The 20,973-nt window shown below is 56.7% G+C and carries 15 protein-coding genes; 9 read left to right on the top strand and 6 right to left on the bottom strand.

Translation table 11 applies throughout. The features are described 5' to 3' along the window. Positions 1-4: 4 nt before the first annotated feature. Together RBB75_RS10325 and RBB75_RS10330 are read right to left on the bottom strand one after the other, a co-directional pair. Complete coding sequence (locus RBB75_RS10325; RefSeq protein WP_353068035.1) at positions 5-631, bottom strand: TIGR00730 family Rossman fold protein; 627 nt, start codon at positions 629-631, stop codon at positions 5-7. Between the two features lie 84 nt (positions 632-715). Continuing rightward, on the bottom strand, positions 716-1,060 hold the full coding sequence (locus RBB75_RS10330; protein ID WP_179636513.1) for a hypothetical protein: 345 nt from the start codon (positions 1,058-1,060) through the stop codon (positions 716-718). Positions 1,061-1,333: 273 nt separating this feature from the next. Between RBB75_RS10330 and RBB75_RS10335 the strand changes: the two genes are divergently transcribed. From RBB75_RS10335 to add, 4 genes are all read left to right on the top strand, one after another. Continuing rightward, positions 1,334-4,138, top strand: a complete 2,805-nt coding sequence (locus RBB75_RS10335) for an ATP-dependent helicase (RefSeq protein ID WP_353068036.1) — start codon at positions 1,334-1,336, stop codon at positions 4,136-4,138. Positions 4,139-4,180: 42 nt separating this feature from the next. Next, a complete protein-coding gene (locus RBB75_RS10340; protein ID WP_179636514.1) occupies positions 4,181-4,336 on the top strand; it encodes a hypothetical protein in 156 nt (51 codons plus the stop codon). Between the two features lie 146 nt (positions 4,337-4,482). Then, positions 4,483-6,039, top strand: a complete 1,557-nt coding sequence (locus RBB75_RS10345) for an amino acid permease (protein ID WP_434557154.1) — start codon at positions 4,483-4,485, stop codon at positions 6,037-6,039. 71 nt (positions 6,040-6,110) lie between these two features. Continuing rightward, positions 6,111-7,151, top strand: coding sequence for an adenosine deaminase (gene add, locus RBB75_RS10350; protein ID WP_179636515.1), 1,041 nt, complete (start codon positions 6,111-6,113; stop codon positions 7,149-7,151). Positions 7,152-7,466: 315 nt separating this feature from the next. Here the strand turns inward: add and RBB75_RS10355 are convergent, their stop codons facing one another. Continuing rightward, positions 7,467-8,021 carry a hypothetical protein gene (locus RBB75_RS10355; RefSeq protein ID WP_353068038.1) on the bottom strand — a complete coding sequence of 185 codons (555 nt, stop codon included), beginning with the start codon at positions 8,019-8,021 and terminating at the stop codon, positions 7,467-7,469. Positions 8,022-8,365: 344 nt separating this feature from the next. On the opposite strand from RBB75_RS10355, the gene RBB75_RS10360 reads away from it, so the two are divergent. Both RBB75_RS10360 and typA read left to right on the top strand, forming a co-directional pair. Then, a complete protein-coding gene (locus RBB75_RS10360; protein ID WP_353068039.1) occupies positions 8,366-10,507 on the top strand; it encodes a winged helix-turn-helix domain-containing protein in 2,142 nt (713 codons plus the stop codon). Positions 10,508-10,766: 259 nt separating this feature from the next. Next, positions 10,767-12,599, top strand: coding sequence for a translational GTPase TypA (gene typA, locus RBB75_RS10365; protein WP_179636518.1), 1,833 nt, complete (start codon positions 10,767-10,769; stop codon positions 12,597-12,599). A 505-nt stretch (positions 12,600-13,104) separates the two neighbouring features. On the opposite strand, the gene RBB75_RS10370 is transcribed toward typA, so the two are convergent. Both RBB75_RS10370 and RBB75_RS10375 read right to left on the bottom strand, forming a co-directional pair. Next, positions 13,105-14,721, bottom strand: coding sequence for a chloride channel protein (locus tag RBB75_RS10370; RefSeq protein WP_353068040.1), 1,617 nt, complete (start codon positions 14,719-14,721; stop codon positions 13,105-13,107). A gap of 58 nt (positions 14,722-14,779) precedes the next feature. Beyond that, a complete protein-coding gene (locus RBB75_RS10375) occupies positions 14,780-15,196 on the bottom strand; it encodes a MarR family winged helix-turn-helix transcriptional regulator (protein WP_353068041.1) in 417 nt (138 codons plus the stop codon). Positions 15,197-15,591: 395 nt separating this feature from the next. On the opposite strand from RBB75_RS10375, the gene RBB75_RS10380 reads away from it, so the two are divergent. Next, on the top strand, positions 15,592-15,714 hold the full coding sequence (locus RBB75_RS10380; RefSeq protein ID WP_257030814.1) for a hypothetical protein: 123 nt from the start codon (positions 15,592-15,594) through the stop codon (positions 15,712-15,714). Positions 15,715-16,377: 663 nt separating this feature from the next. Further along, a complete protein-coding gene (locus tag RBB75_RS10385) occupies positions 16,378-17,445 on the top strand; it encodes a hypothetical protein (RefSeq protein ID WP_353068042.1) in 1,068 nt (355 codons plus the stop codon). Between the two features lie 240 nt (positions 17,446-17,685). On the opposite strand, the gene RBB75_RS10390 is transcribed toward RBB75_RS10385, so the two are convergent. After that, positions 17,686-18,303, bottom strand: a complete 618-nt coding sequence (locus RBB75_RS10390) for a superoxide dismutase (RefSeq protein ID WP_353068043.1) — start codon at positions 18,301-18,303, stop codon at positions 17,686-17,688. 199 nt (positions 18,304-18,502) lie between these two features. Between RBB75_RS10390 and RBB75_RS10395 the strand changes: the two genes are divergently transcribed. Beyond that, the gene (locus tag RBB75_RS10395; protein WP_353068044.1) at positions 18,503-20,959 is read left to right on the top strand and encodes a glycoside hydrolase family 15 protein; all 2,457 of its coding nucleotides are present in this window, start codon (positions 18,503-18,505) and stop codon (positions 20,957-20,959) included. Positions 20,960-20,973: the final 14 nt, after the last annotated feature.

Raw genomic sequence — 20,973 nt, forward strand, 5'->3', positions numbered from 1 at the left:
AGACTCAGCCGAATTTATCTGCAGACGCTCTTTGGTCGTCTAACTGCAGCATGGTAAGCGCCTCTTCAACTGTCTGCGCGACGAGAAGGAGTTGGCGGTTCTTCGGCTTGAGCATCCCCTCGGTTACGCAGTGATCAAGAAAGGTGAGGAGTCTGTCGTAGAAGCCGTGCGTATTGAGCAAGAGAATAGGTTTTGCATGGAGCTTGAGGGTGTGCCAGGCGAGGACTTCGAAGAGTTCCTCAAAGGTACCAAAACCTCCTGGTAGCGCGATGAACGCGTCGGCTTTTTCTCCAATCAGCGCCTTACGGGTGTGCATGGTGCTTGTGATGTGAAGTTCAGTGATACCGCGGTGGGCTACTTCGAGATCGACGAGCACCTCTGGAATAACACCTATGACTTTGCCTTCGGCGGATAGGGCAGCCCCAGCAACGGCTTCCATCAAGCCGACGTTTGCACCTCCATAGATTACGCCAATATTGCGGGCAGCAAGCGCACGCCCGAGGTCCTCGGCCGCTGCTCGGTATGCAGAATGGAAGCCATTGGCGGAAGCACAGAAGACAGCGACGTTGCGAATCATACTGCTGAGGATATCAAGCGCTTCACGTCGATGGTCCGAATGTTGATCAATCAAGTGAAGGGGTAGAAAACTGCAGGCCGACCGAATTTGATAGTAGCGGTCGGCCTTGGAGACATTCAGTTGATATCGTCCCCCGTTCTAACGAATTGCGATCGTGGCACCGTTATGATCTTTAATAACCTCTTCGATGAGCGATCCTACAGCGTGGTTTGGTGTGGCGCTATTGGCGACGATACGTGTTCCCACTGGAACCTCGAGGTTAATCAATTTGCCGGGCTCGAGCGTCATCGGTTTATCCCCTACCAGGACCTGCAGAGAAGTGCCGGTATCATTGCGAAGATTCAGTTTAACCGCACTGGTCTTTGTTTTGCCGAACATGGCATGAACGGGAGATGAGATGCTTGTGGGAGCCGCATATATGGCCGGAACTGCGACAAGAGAGGTAGCGACGACTGCGACGGTCAAGAGATTGTGACGTTTCATACTACGCTCCATACTTCAAGATTTCGACTGAAGTTCTCTGCCATGGATCAGGGAGCCCGTCGTGAATTGAGTTACGCAAGTTAGACGATGCCAGTTCCCTAAAAAATCAATTTCGTTTTCGAATTAACCATCCAGTCTTAATTTGATTCCCCAATGTCCATCAGTGGACAAGCTGTTCGCTAATGAACAACGGACTGAACATCGACAGCTTTCTGGCGGGTTGCAAAATGAGTTAGAGCCGAGAGCTTAAAATAGGTATTGGAGTGTGTGCTGTTGAGCCGACTTTTAGAGAATATGAATCCGCAACAACAGGAAGGCATCCGCTCAGTGGATGGGCCGGTGCTGCTGCTGGCAGGAGCAGGATCTGGCAAGACGCGCGTCATTACCCATCGCATTGCTTATTTAATTCAGGAACGGGGTGTACCGGCCGACGCGATTCTCGCTGTGACCTTTACGAATAAGGCCGCCAAAGAGATGGCCGAGCGGGTCGATAAGATTCTGGGGCATAGCAGTCTGGCTAAACCAATGCTGGCCACGTTTCATAGTTTTTGTGTCCGCGTGCTGCGGCGAGATATTGAAGCGCTCCGCGTAGGAGGCGTTGGATTGACCAAGACCTTCGCAATCTACGATGAGACCGATCAGCAGGCGGTAGTGAAGCAGGCGCTGAAGCGGCTTGCAATTAACGACAAGTCTTTGAAGCCACGTGTTGCTCTTGGGCGAATCTCATGGGCGAAGAACCACATGATTGACCCGCAGGAATATTTTCTTGCGAGCACGAACCCGATGGAGGAGAAGATTGCTCACCTCTTTGAGATTTATAAGAAGGAGTTATTTAAAGCGAACGCTCTGGACTTCGATGATCTACTCCTCGAGACTGTCCGTCTGCTGAAGTCGTCTGAGGAAACTAGAGAAAGATACAACCGACGCTACAAATATCTTCTCATCGATGAGTACCAGGACACTAACCGACCTCAATATGAGTTGATGAAACTGCTGGCCGGACCTGATTCCAACGTCTGCGTGGTTGGCGACGAAGATCAGTCGATCTACAGCTGGCGTGGCGCAGACATCAAAAACATATTGGAGTTTGAGAAGGACTTTCCTGCAACCAAGACGATCCGGCTTGAGCAGAACTACCGTTCAACGCAGGTCATCCTGGAAGGCGCGGGAGCGGTTGTTGCACAGAATACACAGCGGAAGGGCAAGAATCTGTTCACCACGCGAGAGGGTGGAAGCTTGATCGGCTACTACGAAGCCCCCGATGGTGAGAACGAAGCGCTGTTTATTGCCGATCGCATTCAGCGGTATCTGCGTGAGGCAGGGGGGCAGGTAGATCTACCGAGATGCGCTGTACTCTACCGAACGAACTCTCAGTCGCGGCTCGTCGAAGAGGCTCTGCGCCGATACCAGATTCAGTACCACATGGTGGGTGGATTCAGCTTTTATGACCGCGCCGAGGTGAAAGATATTCTGAGCTACCTGAAGCTGGTGCAGAATGTGCATGACTCGATCGCGCTGGGAAGAGTGGTGAATTCGCCTCCTCGTGGAATTGGCAAGACCACAATGGAGACCTTGGAGCGTATGGCTCTGTCAAGCGGCATGAGCACGTGGGACGCGATCGGACGCGCGATTGAAGATAAGCTGCTACCTGCGCGAGCATTGCAGGCTCTGAGTAGCTTCCGACGGCTGATTGAAGACGCGCGGGCAATGCTGGGCCCTGGTTTTGCAGAGAAGCTAGCTGAGGACGTCGCACAGGACGATGACACTTTCCTGCGCTCCGAGACCGTTGAAGACATTGAAGCGGATGTTTCGTTCGGGTTTGGTGATCCAGAACCTGAGGACACGGGCGCGAATACTTCGTTCGACACAAGTTTTAACTTCGGCTTCGACTTTGGTCCGAGCGAAGAGATCTCCACCCTCGCAGCGGAGAACTCTTCAGACTCGGATGCGGCACACGGAATCGACTCAGTGAGTTTCAATCCATTTGCACCGGTGATACTCAAGAAGTCCGCAGAGACAACAGTGGATAAAACTGCTGAAATCAAGATGGCAGACGAAAAGCCAGCGTTCCGCAAACCTGGTGATGCTGCCACGCTGCCGGAGTTGATTAAGTTTCTGAACGACCGGAGTGGATACATTCGAGCGCTGGAAGAAGAGGCTACTCCGGAGTCTTTCTCGCGGATCGAAAACCTGAAGGAGCTTGCCAACGCAGCCCAGGATGCACAGGAGCGTGGGGAAACACTGCATGAGTTTCTGGATCACGCCGCGCTGGTCAGCGATGCAGATAGTTACAGCGAAGAGGCGAGAGTAACGTTGATGACGTTGCATGCTGCCAAAGGTTTGGAGTTTCCGCTGGTGTTCTTGAGTGGGATGGAAGAGGGTCTGTTCCCTAACTCTCGAACTCTGACCGATCCACCTGGGCTGGAAGAAGAGCGCCGCCTTTGCTACGTCGGCATGACGAGGGCGATGGATACGCTGATCATGACTCGCGCCAGATATCGGCGGCGGTACGGAAGCGACATGCCTGAATCGAGCATCGCTTCGCGATTTTTGGAAGAGGTCCCCAGCCGACTTGTGGAAGATCTGGGAAGTCCGCCGACGCGACCGCAGTTCTCTGGATCAGATTACAGTTCGGGATATGGTGGGACGTATGCGACGCCCTATCCCAAGGCAAACAGGTTCGGCCGTCCGAGTACCGAGCAGAGCGATCGACACTACAGCTATGAAGACGAAGATCAAAGCGGGGAGCGAGCTCCGGCAAGGCCTTCTGGGCTTCCCAGTGTGAACCGTCGCGCCGGATACCCCGCCAAAACCGCGCCGCTGGGGCAATCGATGGATAACATTGCCAGCTTCTTCGCCGCACGGGGACAGAAGATTTCGCGTCCAAAACTTGAAGTTCAGGAGCAGACTGGGAAGACCGGGTTGAAGCAGGGTTCGCGGGTCAGGCATCCCAAGTATGGGGAAGGCACCGTGTTTCGTCGCGAAGGCGATGGGGATGACGCGAAGATTACAGTACAATTCCAACAGCACGGCGTAAAGAAGTTGGTTGAGAAGTTTGCCCAGCTGGAGCGCCTCTAAGTTTCGAAAAATCGCGTCTAGAAGAAAGATTGGCAAAGATACATGGCAAACACCAAGAGCATCACCGACACACAGGAGCGCAAGAAGGTAAAGCGCGCAGCACGCAAAGCCGCACCAGCGAAGGGTCCACGCACCGGTGCCCGCGGCGAGAACAAGCAAAAGGTAAAGAAGGCAGCCCGCGGCCAAAGCAAGCGGTAGCCCCTGCTGGGGTCGCTCGCTAAAGTGTTGAGCCGCGTGATCCCCGGCCTCCATTGAAGTAGAAGTCTTCTGAAATCGCATTGTGTAGTCGGAAACGCCCCGCACCAATTCATCTGTAAGCAGGAGCGAGCGCGCTGGCCAGGCAAATCTTTGCAACTAAGTCGATAGACAAGCTGATCTCAGAATCGGAGAGGCCCGAGCACGCGTTGAAGAAGACGCTGGGCCCCGTTTCACTAACTGCGCTGGGTATTGGCGCGGTGATCGGTTCAGGCATCTTTACGGTGATCGGCACGGCGATTGGTGGCAATCCTGCGAAGATTGCGGACTGGAAGGGCTCGCCGATTGTTGACCTGATTGTCGGGTGGCTGCACCACACAAGCGGCGCAGTGGCGGGACGTCCCGGCGCCGGGCCAGCGTTGGCTCTGTCGCTGGTGCTGGTGGCTATCGTCTGCGCGTTAACCGGGCTCTGCTACGCAGAGTTGGCGTCGATGATTCCGATTGCGGGATCGGCGTACACGTATACGTATGCGACGTTGGGCGAGTTGATCGCCTGGGTGATTGGGTGGGACCTAATCCTCGAATACGCCTTCAGCAACATGAGCGTGAGCGTAGGCTTCGCGGCTCATTTGGTGGCTCTGCTGGATTGGATCGGAATTCCGCTGTCTCCCATGTGGTTGTCGCCGGCTTACCTGCCGCTCGGCCTGCAGGACCTGCAGGGTAAGGACATCTACGCCAGCGGATGGCACGCTGGATTCAACATTCCGGCGTTTCTGATTGTGTTGCTCCTGACGGTTGTGCTGGTGCGCGGCATTCGGGAGTCGGCGCGAACCAACAACATTATGGTGCTGGTCAAGATCGCGGCGATCCTGCTGTTCGTCTTTTTCGGTTTGAGCTTTATTCACCCTGCGAACTACACGCCCTTCTCGCCCAATGGGTGGTCGGGTGTCCTGGCGGGCGGGTCGATCATATTCTTTACGTATATCGGGTTTGATTCGGTCTCGACGGCCAGCGAGGAGTGCAGGCAGCCCCGGCGCGATGTGCCGATTGGAATCCTGGCAACGCTGTTGGTCTGCACGGTTCTCTACATTGGTGTTGCTGTGGTGCTGACGGGCATGGTGCCGTGGCTGTCGGTGGCGGGAGACGCTGCGCCGGTGGTGAATGCCCTGAAGCGAGTGGCTCTGACGCCAGGGGGGCACAAGCTGCATTGGGTGCAACTGGCGGTGTTGATCGGTGCTCTGGTGGGCATGATCTCGTCGATCCTGGTGTTTCAGCTGGGTCAGGCGCGAGTATGGTTTGCCATGTCGCGGGACCGGTTGCTGCCGGATGTCTTCAGCAGGGTGCATCCGAAGTTCCGGACGCCAGCGTTCGCGACGTGGGTTGCAGGCGTGCTCGTGGCGATTCCGGCGGGGCTGTTTGACGTAGGTACGTTCGCGGAGATGTCGAACATTGGTACGTTGTTCGCGTTCGTGCTGGTTTCGATCGGGGTCATTGTCCTCAGGCACAGAGAGCCGGAGCGTCATCGCGGGTTCCGCGTGCCGTTTGGGCCGGTGATTCCTATTCTGTCGGTGCTGTTCTGCATCCTGTTGATGGCTGGACTGCCGGCGATCACGTGGGTGAGGTTCTTTGTGTGGCTGATCATCGGGTTGGTGGTTTACTTCTTCTACAGTCGCAAGCGGAGTGAGTTCTACACGCCGAAGGTTTAGGCAGCTTGGCCAACAAGCTGGAGCTGACGAGATGGGCCAAGAAGTCGGTCCAGGAAGTCTAAGATAGACAGATGGCGCGAAGACAGACGAAACAAGACGCTGAGATCGATGTAGTTGACTGGCTGCGAAAGCTGCCGAAGGTTGAGCTGCATCTGCATCTCGAGGGAACGATTCAGCTGGATACTTTGCTGGAGTTGAGCAAGCGGCATGATGCGGAGCCGCTGACGAGTGAGGCGGCGAAGAAGCTCTATGTCTATGAGAATTTTCTTGGATTTATGGACTCGTTCAAGGCGGTTTCGGCCCGTCTGGTGGGACCGGACGACTATGAGTTGATTGCTTACAACATGGTTCGGGATCTGGCGGCACAGGGTGTGGTGCATGCCGAGGTGTATATCTCGTTCGGGATTATCTATTACTGGAAGAACCAGCAGGTGGAGCCTTACGTCGAGGCGATCGAGCGGGGCCGGGTTCGGGCTGAGAAGGACTTTGGGACTACTGTCTACTGGCTGATCGATGCGGTGCGGCACTTCGGGGCGGAGGAGGCGGTGAAGGTGTTTCGGAAGGCCGCTGAGTTGCGGAGGCTGTATCCGAGCATCGTTGGGATCGGGATCGGCGGGGATGAGGCGCGGGGGAGTGCGGATCTGTTCAAGGAGTCGTATGCGGAGGCAAAGGCTGCGGGGCTGCGGCTGACGGCTCACGCGGGCGAGACGATCGGTCCTGAGAGCATCTGGGCGGCGATCAATATCGGGGCGGAGCGGGTGGGCCATGCCTTGTCCGCCCAACATGATGCGGAGCTGCTGGAGGTGCTGGCGGAGCGACAGATTCCGCTGGAGCTGAATGTGACCAGCAACATCCGGACGGGCTGTTGCAAGAGCTTCGACGAGCATCCGGTGAAGCATTACTTTGACTCGGGGCTGATGGTGACGATCAACTCCGATGATCCTCCAATGTTCGGGAGCAATCTGCTGGAAGAGTACGTGCTGGTGCAGAGCCGGTTCGAGTTTTCGCTCGAGCAGATGCGGGAGCTGGCGGCAAATGCGGTGGAGGCCAGCTTTCTGCCTCCGGAGCGGAAGCTCGGGCTGCTGCGGCGGGTGGAGCAGTACGGGTATTGATTCTATGAGGTGCCCCCTCCCCCCCCCCCATTACCCGCGTGTAACTCCTTTATTTTTAATGAGTTACAGCTTGATACCCTCTGCAAAATATTCATTCTAAACGGGTTGCTTGCAGATTCCTCCAAGCAAAGGGGTTACGAGTCAGTTCTACCCTTTAAAGCAATGTAGCCCCAGAGTTGGCCGGGGCTATATTGCGATCTGTATCCAGTATAGCGGTTTGACCATAACTAATACGCCACGCGAATGTGCTGGATTGGCGCGGGTTTTCGCCGTTCGGGGGCTTGACAAGGTTTTGCCGCGACCGAAGCCTAGTGTCTACGGAGTGTTAATACGCTTTCCATAAATTGCGCAGATCGGAGCAGTTCCTCGCCGTAGATCCGATCCATACTTCTCTGCGAGTTTTTCCTGGAGTTCCCCGCATATTGCGTGGCCCATCTCATGGGTGACCGCATAATCGAGAATACTTCCTGGTGGCAGACCAAATCTGCGAGCGACCATTGACTGACGAGAGTCCACGGTTTCAAAGAGTTCTTCTTCCAACACGGTGACGCGAGCGCTGAGCTCGCTGAACGCGGGCGATTCCGGGTCCCCGCCCAACTGCTTTATCGTCTTTCTCCAGTGTGCTGAACCTGCAAGCACGAAGGTCCACTGGCCCATTTTTTCAGTTGGATATCTTTCGAGAACCTTTGCCAGCAGCGAGGCGCTCGTAAGACATTGAGATGGGTCGTAATCAAGTGTGCAGGAGAACGAGATAGCGCGCGAGAGAGAGGCAGGACGTTTTGGAAGGTCTACCGGCTGGATTCTAATTGAGGTCGTTTGCGCACTGATGGAGGACACCCATAGAAAGATGACAGCGGTGAAGATTTTCATGGCAGGCACCTCATTGGTTCCCGCCTACGTTGCTCCCTTTGGCCTGCTACCTCAATGCGAGGTAGGTCGAAATGGTGTCTCAAACAGATCACTGCTAAACTTCTGCGTTCTTATCGAGATAGCAGTGACTGTGATGTCCGAGCCAATGCCGATCTGGGAATAGAACTTTCCGGTCTTGAGCGAGCCCGTTCCAGCCACTACCCTGATTCGCGCGACCTCAAAAATAAATAGTTCTACATCATCGATTTAGTGGAGCAGGATCAGCGATATATCGACTCTCGCGAGGCGCTACTGCGTCCTCAGAAAGAGGGCCGAAATGATAAACTCCGTGCCACAGGTGAGCGATGGCCGACCGCGCAGAGGGTCCCGGCTCAATACGATTCGCTCCGTTTGAGCTGGTGCTCGAACCTGAAGAGCTGCGCAGGAATGGAATACGGGTCAAGGTGTCTGGGCAGGCACTTCAGGTCCTTATCGTTCTGGCCTCGGAACGTGGACGACTCGTCACTCGCGAACATCTTCATAAGGTGCTCTGGCCGGAAACGTCCTTTGGAGACTTCGAACACGGACTGAACGCCGCTGTAAATCGACTTCGAGAGATTCTCGGCGACTCCGCCATAAATCCTAAATACATCGAGACCATCCCGCGGCAGGGTTATCGGTTTATCGCTGCGACCAAGGTCGAAGACGAGCAGGTTCCGCCATTGCCGCCTATTGCTTCGACGGAACCTCCGAGACCACCTGCAAAGCTACCTTCCCGAAGGTGGTGGATTGCACTGGCCGTCGCTGCATGCATCCTCATCAGCCTGGCATGCATTCGACTTAAAGCCAGGCTTGAAGAAGCGTCGCGACTGCTAAGGATTCAGCGTCTCACAGTTGTTCCATTTACGTCACTGCCAGGCAATGTCACCTCGCCTGCCTTTTCCCCGGATGGAAGCGAGGTCGCATTCGGGTGGGATGGGGAGACCAACGGCGCAGGATACGATCTCTATGTGAAGGCGATCGGTTCCGAGAACCCTTTGCGCATTACTCACCACCCGTCCGAGAAACTTTCGATAGCCTGGTCGCCGGATGGGCGCGCCATCGCAATCAGCCGCGTTTCAAAAGAGGGGGCTTCCGGTATCTTTCTGGTTCCGCCGACCGGCGGCCCGGAACGGAAGATCTCTTCTCGAAGCTCCACGTACTGGTATGGGAATGAACTCAGCTGGTCTCCCGACGGCAAGTATCTTGCTTTCACGGATCACCCGGAAACCTCCTACCAGTCGATCATGCTCTATTTGCTTTCGATGAGCACATTGAAGGCAACGCCAGTGACAAAGGACTGTAAGGAAGCCGTCTTGCCTTCCTTTTCCCCAAAAGGCGAACTTATGGCATGGGTTTGTGCGGATAAGTGGGGAAGCGAGTCGTTACGACTCCTGAATGTGGGCGATGGAAGCACCACAGAGCTACTGAAGGTGCATGAGATGATCGGCGGCGTCGCCTGGTCGAGAGATGGCGACAGCATCCTTTACAGCTCCCCCTTGATTGGAGGTGGTCTTTGGGAAGTCGTTCTCACTCACCCGGAGCGCGCGCAAAGACTACCGATTGGACATGACGTTTCGGATCTAACCGTGAGTTCGTCCGGCCATCGCCTTGTCTATCTGCAAAGCTCCACCAACACCAACATCTGGCGGCTTGATCTCGAAGCATCTCCAGTGCAAGCGCACAAGCTAATCGTCTCCTCGGCAGAACAGGAATCAGCCAGCATCTCGCCAGATGGCAGAAGAATAGCGTTCGAGTCCGACCGCAGCGGAGCCATTGAAATTTGGGTCTGCGACGTCGACGGATCCAACGTCCTCCAACTGACCTCCTTCGGTGTTATGAGTGGCACACCGCGCTGGTCTCCCGACGGAGGTCTAACCGCTTTTGACTCGCGATACGGCGGCGAATCCAATCTCTACACGGTCGATCCGGAGGGAGGCGTTCCGGCCAAGCTCAATATCGACATACCCGACAAATCTCAGCCAGGCTGGACGCCAGACGGTAAGTGGATCTACTTCACACAGGGTGATGACACCGGCGAGCCCTCCATCTGGAAAGCGCCGTCGCAGGGTGGCCACGCTGTACAGCTTGCGAGTGTCCCAGCAGCCACGCCTCTGGCCTCACCTGACGGTCAGTATGTTTACTTCTACCGAAAAAAGAGGCTCTGGCGAATGATGCCGGATGGCTCTTCGCCCGAAGAGCTAAAAGGTATGCCGGAGCTAAGCTTCCAGGGAGCCGAATGGTTTCCCTCCAAAGCAGGAATCTATTTCATGACCCACGCGAATGGGAAGACGACGATCGAGCTGTTCGACACCAGTACCCAAAAGGTTCGCCCTGTCTTCGCGCTCGAAAAGGCTGCTCCCTATTGGATCGGCGCAATGCCGGTCTCTCCGGATGGGAAGTGGATGCTGTTCCCACAAATCGATGGGCATTCCAGCAATCTGATGATGATTGAAAACATGCAGTAGAACACCTGCGCAAACGAAAGAATACTGTCCGATCAGATAGATGGAGGGGGCACGTTCTTCCGCATGTTCAGGGAATGGCGCCACGCTTACTCTTGCTCCAGAGACGTCGAATCAATGTTTTACGCTCTGCCATTCACCGTATCTTCTTGCGGTTCCGCAGATTTTGAAGGCCAATGCGTGCCGAACTAGGCTAAACTAGTAAAGACGCGCACTTTCCCCAAAACATCACTCCTAAGCGCACAGACAGGACACACACGCAGTGAGCAACTCAACCGCAGTAGCCGTTAAGCCTATCTTCAACATCGCCATCATCGCCCACGTCGACCATGGCAAGACTACCCTCGTCGACGCCATGCTTCGGCAGTCCGGGACCTTTCGCTCTAACGAAGCCGTTACCGACCGCGTTATGGACTCTAACGATCTTGAAAAAGAGCGCGGCATCACGATTCTTGCGAAGAACACGGCCCTCTACTATCACGACAACAAGATCAACATCGTCGACACTCCGGGCCACGCCGACTTCGGTGGGGAAGTAGAGCGCGCCTTGAAGATGGTCGATGGCGTTGTTCTGCTGGTCGATGCCTCGGAAGGGCCTCTGCCCCAGACGCGGTACGTGCTTTCGAAGGCGCTCGAAGCTGGCCTCACGCCGATGGTTGTCATCAATAAGATTGACCGCCCTGACGCGCGCCCCCAGGAGGTTCTGAACGAAGTATATGACCTCTTTATCGACCTCGATGCGGACGAGTCTGTGCTCGACTTTCCGGTGCTCTACACCAATGGAAAGCTCGGGACCGCGACGAACGATCTCGCGACCCCCGGCACGGACCTTCAGCCTCTCTTCGAGCAGATCGTCCAGACCATTCCCGTGTCCAAGGGCGACCCCGAAGGCACCCTCCAGATCCTGGTTACCAACCTCGACTACTCCGACTACCTTGGTCGTCTCGCCATCGGTCGCGTCTTCAATGGCACCATGCGCACTGGTCAGGAGTACAACGTTGCCAAGATCGACGGCAGCTTTACCAAGCACAAGATCACCAAGCTCTTCAGCTTCTCTGGACTGAAGCGCACCGACATTGATGAGACGCAGGTAGGCGACATCGTGGCGATTGCTGGTATTCCCGGCATCTTTATCGGCGAGAGCTTCTGCGACCTCGAGAATCCGCAGCCGCTTCCGCAGATAACGATTGATGAGCCGACGATTGCTATTCAGTTCAATGTGAATAACTCTCCGTTTGCCGGACGCGAAGGCAAGTTTGTGACCTCGCGAAACCTTCGCGATCGGTTGGACAAAGAGCTGCTTACCAACGTGTCTCTCAAGATGCAGGACACCGGTTCGCCGGACTCCTTCAAGGTGCTGGGCCGCGGTGAACTTCAGCTCGGCATTCTCATTGAGATGATGCGTCGCGAAGGCTTCGAACTGATGGCCAGCCGTCCGGAGATCGTGACCAAACGCATCGACGATCAGTTGATGGAGCCGGTTGAGCATCTCTCGATCGACGTTCCGGAGAACTTTGTCGGTACTGTGATTGAGCGCCTTGGGCCGAGAAAAGGCGAGATGGTGAAGATGATCAATCACGGTTCAGGCCGTGTCCGTATGGAGTTCCGCATCCCCTCGCGCGGGTTGATTGGCCTGCGTTCTGAAATGCTTACCGAGACGCGTGGAACGATCATCATGAACTCGATTCTTGATGGGTATGTCGCTTATCAGGGGGAGATTCCGCAGCGTCAGTCGGGTGCTTTGATCTCGGATCGGCAGGGGACTACGACTGCTTATGCGTTAGAGGGTCTGCAGGACCGTGGCGTTCTGTTTGTTTCGGATGGCGTGGAAGTGTATGAAGGCATGGTAGTTGGCGAGCACTCGCGAGATAACGATCTCGACGTCAACTGCGTTCGCGAGAAGAAGCTTTCGAATATGCGTGCTTCGGGCTCGGATGATGCGGTGCGGCTGGTTCCTTACAAGCAGCTGACGCTGGAGCAGTGCATTGAGTTCATCGCGGATGATGAGCTGGTGGAGGTTACGCCTAAGTCGTTGCGGATGCGGAAGAAGGTGCTTCAGGCGAACCGTCGTCCGCGCAAGGGCGGCAGTGAATAACAACCGACAGCAGATGGTTTTTTTGACGGCCGGACCCTTTGAGGTTCGGCCGTAGTTTTTTGTGGACTGAAGAAAAGTTATTCGCGGCTGGAGGGTGGTTTTTGCAGGGGTTTTTGGAAAAAGCGGGTGTTTTGATGTGGCTTTTTGGTGGTGAGGACAAGGTGTTTTGCGTGGTAGATGTGGAGTTTAAACATCCACTTTTCTGGCTTCTGAAAAAGTGACACGGTTTTGAAGTTTATTTTTGGCTTGAAGCGAGGCCGTCGCATCTTGCCAGGGTGAGAAAGAATAGGCAACTGCGTGAAAGCGGTGGGTGGAAAGGTACGAGCGGTTTGGGCGGGGCGGAGTTCGTCGGGATCCTTCGCTGCGCTCAGGATGACAGCAAAGGCCCAATGTTCAGGATGACAGCAAAGGCCCAAGGCTCAGGGTGACAGCAAATGCCCAATGCTCAGGATGACAGCAAAGGGGTCATCCGAGCTTCGCCAACGGGATGCCTGGGAATCAACGGTTAGTTGTGGCCGCCTTGTTCGGGCGGGACGTAGTCGAAGAGGCGCAGGCGCTCGCTTTCGCGTTCGAGTGAGCGTTCTCTGCCGCGCAGGAGATCTTTGAGCGAGATCTCGCCGCAGATCTGCCCGCTGGTTCGATCCACGACCGGCAATGTCTCCAGACCTTCGGTCGCCATCAGCTCTGCGGCTCCGCGGGTGGTTGCGTCGGCGTAGGAGTAAGAGACTGGGAGCCGGGTGGTTGTGGCTCCTGCGACGACGGGCGACATGACCTCGCGGACGAGGACGAGCTCAAGCGGATCGACACCGTACTCGCGGGTCAGATGGTAGCCTCGCCGGGCGAGCTTTTCGGTGAGAATCGACCGAGGCATGATGAGAGCGGTGATGAGGTAGGAGGCGATGCAGGCCGTGGCGAGAGGGAGCAGGGCAGGGAGACAGTGGGTGACCTCGAGGCTGAACAGGATGGCGGTGAGGGGAACGCCAAGTGATCCTGCGAGCATCGCTCCCATGCCGATCAGGGCCCAGAGCGCCTGAGTTTCGGCGGGGGCATGAGTCAGGTGACCGGCCAGCGCGCCGACCGCTCCTCCGATCATGAGGAGGGGAGCGAGCACGCCGCCGGAGGTTCCTGAGCCGAGGGAGAAGGCCCACATGAGCGACTTTGCGAGCAGAATTCCTACGATGAGGCCGATCGTGGGAGTTCCGTGAAGCAGCTCGGCTATGTTGTCGTAGCCGACGCCAAGGCCGCGGGGGAAGAATAGGCCACCGACTCCGATCCCGATGCCGCCGATCGCCGGCCACCACATCCAGTGGAGATGCAGGTGCTCGAACAGATCCTCGAAGGCATACATCATGCGGCTCATGCCTGCCGCAACGAGACCGAGGAGAGCACCGAGGAGGAGAGCGCCGATGACGAAGGAGACGCCATGAGCTCCGGTGATGGCCGGCATGGGAAAGATGGGTCCTGCGCCGAGCCAATAGACTCGGAGGAGCGCCGCTGTGACACTGGCGATGGCTACGGGAACGAGGCTTCGCGGACGCCATTCGAAGAGGAGAAGTTCGACGGCGAGCAGAATGGCTGCCACGGGCGTGGCAAAGGTTGCCGACATGCCCGCTGCCGCACCGGCGACGAGGAGTGTGGTTCTCTCTGCATCGGTGACGTGCATCCATTGGCCGATGAGCGATCCCACGGCACCGCCGGTCATGATGATGGGGCCTTCGGCTCCGAACGGACCACCCGATCCGATCGCGATGGCTGCGGAGAGGGGTTTCAGGAGGGCGATCTTCGGAGCAACTTTAGCGCGATGAAGGAGGATCGCTTCGATGGCTTCCGGGATGCCGTGGCCGCGAATCTTGTCCGAACCGAAGCGCGCCATCACGCCGACGAGCAGGCCACCAAGGATTGGCACCACAACCATCCAATGTCCCAGGGGACTACCGGCGGGAGAGACCGGGGCGAGGCTGAAGCGGTGGTAGTAGAAGATGTTGGTTGAAAATGCGATAGCGCGCAGGAGGACGACGGCGAGCAGGGTGGCGCATACTCCGATGCCGATGGAGACGCCGGAGAGCAGCCAGACCCGTTGATCAACCGTGAAATCTTTGAGAATGGATGGTTCTGACTTCAAGTTTGAGTTCCTTGTCTGAGTGGTGTTTGATGTTGCGTTCCGGCTATTGGTGTTCCGGTCACTTTGAGTTACGTATTCGGGTGAGGGCCTGGATGAGGCTGGGGGCCAGTTCGCGAAGCTGTTGAGCGTGGGCTTCGGAGAGCTGACGAAGCGCCTCCAGGCCCTGCGGGGTGAGTTCGAGCACGACGCGCCTGCGATCATTCTGGTCGTGGGTTCTTCGCACCAGACCTGCCTGCTCGCAGCGTTTGCTGAGTTCGACGGCGGTGTGGTGGCGCAGGCCCATCACCTCGGCGATGTGGGAGATGGTGACCAGGGCGCCGTCCGGGGCGCCGGCGATCTGCAACATAAGCTGGTGCTGTTGCGGCTGCAGGCCTGCTGCGGTGGCGGCCTGCTCGCTGAACTGCAGGAAGCGCCGAATCTCAGATCGGAATTTTGCCAGCAGCTGGATTTCGTTGCGATCGGTTTTTCTGGACACTGGCTTCACTCGAGGAGTATCTTTCACTCTATAAATATCGTAACACGATATTATTTGTGATTAGCTAGTTGTGAAGATAAAGGCGAAATACAGGGGTCTTGACGGATACCGCAGAATGCATCGGCCTGCTGCAACTGAGAGATGTGGCCGCAACCCTCTGCGTCGCCGATACGGCTGCGCGACTTCGGTCGAGAGGACGATTTTTGTGAGGGGAAGAGCGGAGAGGTTGGAGTGTTTGGGTTGGAAGGTACGAACGGTATAGGCGAGTGGAATGTGTCGGGATCCTTCACTCCGTTCAGGATGACGGCAACGGCAATAGCAATGGCAGCGGCAACAGTGTGTGTTCTGCCTTCCTGATTGGCGGTTTGTGCAAGAGATGTCTGGAGAGGTGTTAGATGATGAACATTTACGTGTATCTGTTTTTTCTGCTGCCGTTTGCCGGGATGATCGTCGCCGTGGTGGTTCTGGCGCGGGACAGGTGGGTTCGCGGTCATCCACGCCACTCCGGGTTGCGATAGGGGGTTGGCTTGGTTGGTTCAAGAATCAAGTGCAAATGTGAGCCTGACTGAAGGTCCTTACCTCCCACTCAACGCGATGAGACTGCGATGAATGGGGCTCCCGGCGTTGCTTGAGGATCTGAATGGCGGGGGATAGTGTGGCTCTCACTCGGGCTCTGAGACGAGGATGTGGACGTGGTTGGGCACGACGACATAGCCGTTGATGTGGAAGAGATATTCTTGGCGGGCTTGTTCGAAGATTTCTACGAAGCGGTCGCGGGCTTCGGGGTGCCGAGGATGTTTCGTTTGCGGAAGCAGCTGAAGGTGATGAAGTGGAGGTGGCCAGTTTGATGGTATCGGTTCAGGCCCAGGGACATGGGGTTAGTTTAGCGGAGGCGGTTCGCGCCTGCCGGCGCGAATACCCCACCCTATCGCGATGAGACTGCGAAAGGATGGGGCACCCGGCGTATACCTTGGGTCGGGCTGGATCAGCTTCGCCGTTCTTCCCGTTGGCTGGAGGATGAGCGGGAGCGCTTCGATGGTTTCGCAATTACTACAAAGTTGTAGTGCAGTTACTAGTGGGTGACTGCATAGTGGAGTGGGTTCGCAGGAATGCTTGAAGGATGGCGACTCCAGCGTGCCTGAAGTGAGTACAGGAAGCCAGCCAGAGAGAGGGCGTGAATCATGCTTGACGGACTTCGCAGGACTTACTGCACGATTCTGGGTTTCGCTATTTTGAGTGCGACTCCAGCTTTTGCTAATCATGTGGACACTGCCAACGTTACGGTGACCTGCAACGCGTTCAGCCTTTCGGTAGACGCGTCCGCGCTATCCCCGGGGACGAAGTACGAGATCAGTTATACGATTGAGACTTCGCCGTATGCCGGGCCGGCCATTACCGGGGTTATTCCGTTTACTGCGAGCTCCACGACGACCTTCGAGGCTACGATCTGGGGTTCTTTTCCGGCTCTGATTGGGACTTATAACTTCAACGGTACGGCCAGCCTGGTGGGGCATAATACGGTGCCGATCGCGTTTTCGCCGACGAGCCTGTCGTGCGGCCAGCCTCCGCCGCCGCCCAACTCGGGCAAGGGAATCGACACGGCGAGTTTCAACGGAACTCCTCTGGTGTCGGGGGACTATGTGTGGTTCAACGGGAACTTCAGTGTGAAGAATATTCCCAAGACCGGGGGTGTTATTACTTTTACGGGTTCGAGGATTCTAGATGTAGAGAATGGCTCGCTGTTTACGAGTGCGGCGCCAAATGCTCAGATCACGTTTTCGCCGACGGCGACCTGTAGTTCGACGACGTTCAGTACGATGACCAATACGTGGATCACCACGGTTCCGTTGAAGGGAGACGACGAGATCTTCCTGAGTGGCGTGGCGATACCTGTGCCGACGGGCGGGGTGTTGGGAGGGATCAACGTGACCTGGAGCGGCGTGTTCGACACGACGGGAGCGCCGGGGATGTCGATCGATTGGAAGTGGGGAGCTGCCGTTTATACCAGCATCGCGACTGACCCGAACTCGCTTGGGGTGAAGGCTGGGCATGAGACGGCTTGCGGCCAGAGCAACGGGGATCACGCCGGCGCTCCTGAAGGCGTCAATAACAGGAATCAACGCTGGAAGCAGTTTGTGATCGGGGGCGCGAGAGGGGGCGGAGGTTCAAACTCGACGGGCTCGTGGAGTGGCACGGATACTGTTACGCCCACGGCTGTGGTCACTTCTGGTCCTGGGCCGAAGGGATGAAGTCCACCGCTTGTGTTAGGGATTGAAAGTCGCCGGTGCAACGGGAAGATTCGTTGCACCGGTTTCTTTTGGGTTGGAGAGACGTCTTGCCGGACGGCCTCCTGCGCTCAGTCACCCCACAAACGAAGACCTGTTTGTAGGGACGGCGCCCACTTCGTGACTTGTATACCTTGTCTGGGCTCGACTGGTTCTACTCGTCCTCCCGCTGGTCGGAGGAGAATAAGAGCTGATCTGCCGCGATTACTTGTAGCTTTTTGCGGTGGCGAAGCGCTTGTTGATCTCGTCCCAGTTGACGGTGTTCCACCAGGCAGCGAGGTAGTCGGGGCGCTTGTTCTGATATTTGAGGTAGTAGGCGTGCTCCCAGACATCGTTGCCGAGGATGGGGTAGTGGCCCTGCGAGATGGGATTGTCCTGGTTGGCGGTGGTGGAGATTTTGAGCTTGCCGCCATCGAAGGTGAGCCAGCCCCAGCCGGAGCCGAACTGCTTGGCGGTGGTCTCGTTGAACTGCTTCTTGAAGTCTTCGAAGGAGCCGAAGTCGGCTTTGATCTGTGCGGCAATCTCGCCGGAGGGTTCTCCGCCGCCCTTGGGCTTCATGATCTGCCAGAACATGGTGTGGTTGACGTGGCCGCCGCCGTTGTTCTGGACGACCTTGCGAACGTCTTCGGGGATGCTGGCGAGGTCCTTGAGGAGATCCTCGGGGGATTTTTTGCCGAGCTCTGCGTGCTTCTCTACCGCGCCGTTGAGATTGGTGACATAGGTCTGGTGATGCTTGTCGTGGTGGAGCTTCATCGTCGCTTCGTCGATGGAGGGCTCGAGCGCCGCGTAATCGTAGGGCAAAGGTGGTAGTTCGTAGGCCACAGTAGTTCTCCTGTCGTCGTTCGTGTTGTCAGTCAGGAGGATCCTGACTGCCTGAGTGAGTTCGATGCTGTCCGGAGGGTGCGCGATGCACCGGGGCGGGTCGGCACAGCCCCTCAAAATCATAATCTACCCATGGATTCATCGCTCTTTGACGGAGAGATGTAACCGACTTTCGAGTTTTGCGCTCTAATAGGAACCAATGAACGACCTGACTGCTTCTTACCGCTGGCTTGACGATGATGGAGCTGCCTTTGGCGCTCCCGGGATGGAACCGCGCTGGACTTCGAGCGAAAAAGACGCTGTGTCGACGGCGTATGCTGCCTCGAGCCGGGTTTGGTTTACGGTATCGCATGGGACGTTGAACGAGATTTATTACCCGACGATCGACCGTCCGCAGACCCGCGATATGGAGCTGCTGTTCAGCGATGGCGAGACGTTCTTCCATGAAGAGAAGCGCAACTTTGAGTATGACTTTCACTACATTGATGCGGCGGCTCCTGCGGTTCGGGTGGTGGCGAGCGACCTGGATGGCCGGTATACGGTGACCAAGGAGTTCATCAGCGATCCACATCATCCGGTGGTGCTGATGAATGTGAAGATCACCGGGGACGAAGAGATTCTGTCGCGGCTGAAGTGTTATGCGCTGCTGGCGCCGCACTTGAATGGGGGCGGGGCGGGAAACTCGGCGCGGTCGATTGATGTGGCGGGACAGCGATGCCTGCTGGCTTGGAAGGGGGACACTTCGCTGGCGTTCGGGGCGGACTGCGGGTTTGTGCGGACGTCATGCGGGTATGTGGGGACCAGCGATGGGTACCAGAATCTGTTGCAGGATATGCGGATGAGCTGGCAGTTTGGGCAGGCTCTGGATGGGAATATCGCGTTGATGGGGGAGATCGATATTGCGCGGAATCGTGAGTTTACGGTGGCGATCTCATTTGGGGACGGCCATCATGCGGCGATTGCGCACATGATGCAGACGCTGGCGACTTCCTATGAAGATCATCAGAAGCGGTTTATAGATCAGTGGCAGAGGGTGAACCCGCCGGCTGGTTTGGCGGCGGTGTCGGCGGATGGCGGGAGATTGATGCGGATCAGCCAGAATGTGCTGCTGACGCATGAGGATAAGACATATTCGGGGGCGTTCATTGCTTCGGCTTCGGTACCGTGGGGGGCGTCGAAGGGGGATTCGGACCTGGGTGGATATCACCTGGTGTGGACACGGGATATGGTGCAGACAGCGAGTGCGTTGCTGGCTTGTGGGAGGACGGACACGGCGCTGCGGGCGCTGGTTTATCTGGCTTGTACGCAGAGGCCGGACGGGAGTTTTGCGCAAAACTTCTGGATCGACGGGACGCCGTACTGGACGGGGATTCAGCTGGATGAGGTGGCGTTTCCGATCATTCTGGCGTGGCGGTTGTGGAAGCAGGACGGGCTGGGAAACTTTGATGTGTTTCCGTTTGTGGCGCGGGCGGCGGCTTTCCTGATGCGGTACGCTCCGGTGACGCAGCAGGAGCGGTGGGAGGAGGCTGCGGGGTACTCGCCGTCTACGCTGGCGGCAGTGATCGCGGGGCTGATCTGTGCCGCTGATATTGCTCGCGACCGCAAGTCTCTGGAGCTGGCGGATTACCTGGAGGCCTATGCGGACTGGATTGAATCGCATCTGGATGAGTGGACGACGACGACGGAAGGGATTCTGCACCCAGATGTTAAGTATCACTACATGAGGATTCGTCCGCCGGCCAAGGGCGAGCCGTTTCATGACGACAGTGTGCCAGAGGGAATGATTCGAATTAATAATCGCGAGCCGGGGGAGAGGAATGTGTTCGAGGCGCGTGAGGTGATTGATGGCGGGTTTCTGGAGCTGGTGCGGTATGGGATTCGGCGCGCGGATGATCCGTTGATCGTCGATTCGCTGAAGGTTGTGGATCATTGCCTGAAGATCGAGACGCCGTTTGGGGTTTCGTGGCGGCGATACAACCATGATGGGTATGGGCAGAAGAAAGATGGCGGCCCGTATGACGGCTCCGGGCAGGGACGGGCGTGGCCGATTTTGACCGGTGAGAGGGGCCACTACGAGCTTTGTGCAGGGAGCGATTTTAGTAAGTACATCAAGGCGATTGAGCAGTTTAGTTCGGTGGGCGGGATGCTGCCGGAGCAGGTCTGGGATCACGACGATATTCCTTCGCGGGGGATGTATCGGGGACGGTCGGCGGGGTCGGCGCAGCCGCTGGTGTGGGCCCATGCGGAGTATTTGAAGCTGCTGCGTTCGGCGGCGGATGGACGGGTGTTTGACCGGATTCAGGCGGTGGAAGATCGTTATGCTGTGCCGAAGGAGAAGCGAAAGTTTAGTAACCGTATTGAAATATTTGAACTAGGGCGTCCGATCTCCTCGCTATGGTCGGGGTATACGCTTCGTATTGTCGACCCGGAGCATTTTCGCGTTGTCTACACTTATGACAACTGGGCTACGACGCTTACGCTTGATTCGCGATCGGTGCTGTATTCGACGTCGTTTGTGGATATTCCGACGGGCGCGGATCAGGTCGGCAAGATTACCTTCACGATGGCGTGGCCGGTGGAGGGACAGCCGGATCGCTGGCTGGGGCGAAATATTGATGTCTCCGTCGATCCGGTTCCGGCATCTACCAAGGTGTAAGGATGCCAGCGAGC

It is taken from the genome of Tunturibacter empetritectus, assembly GCF_040358985.1.
In the GTDB taxonomy this organism is placed as follows: Bacteria; Acidobacteriota; Terriglobia; order Terriglobales; family Acidobacteriaceae; genus Edaphobacter; species Edaphobacter empetritectus.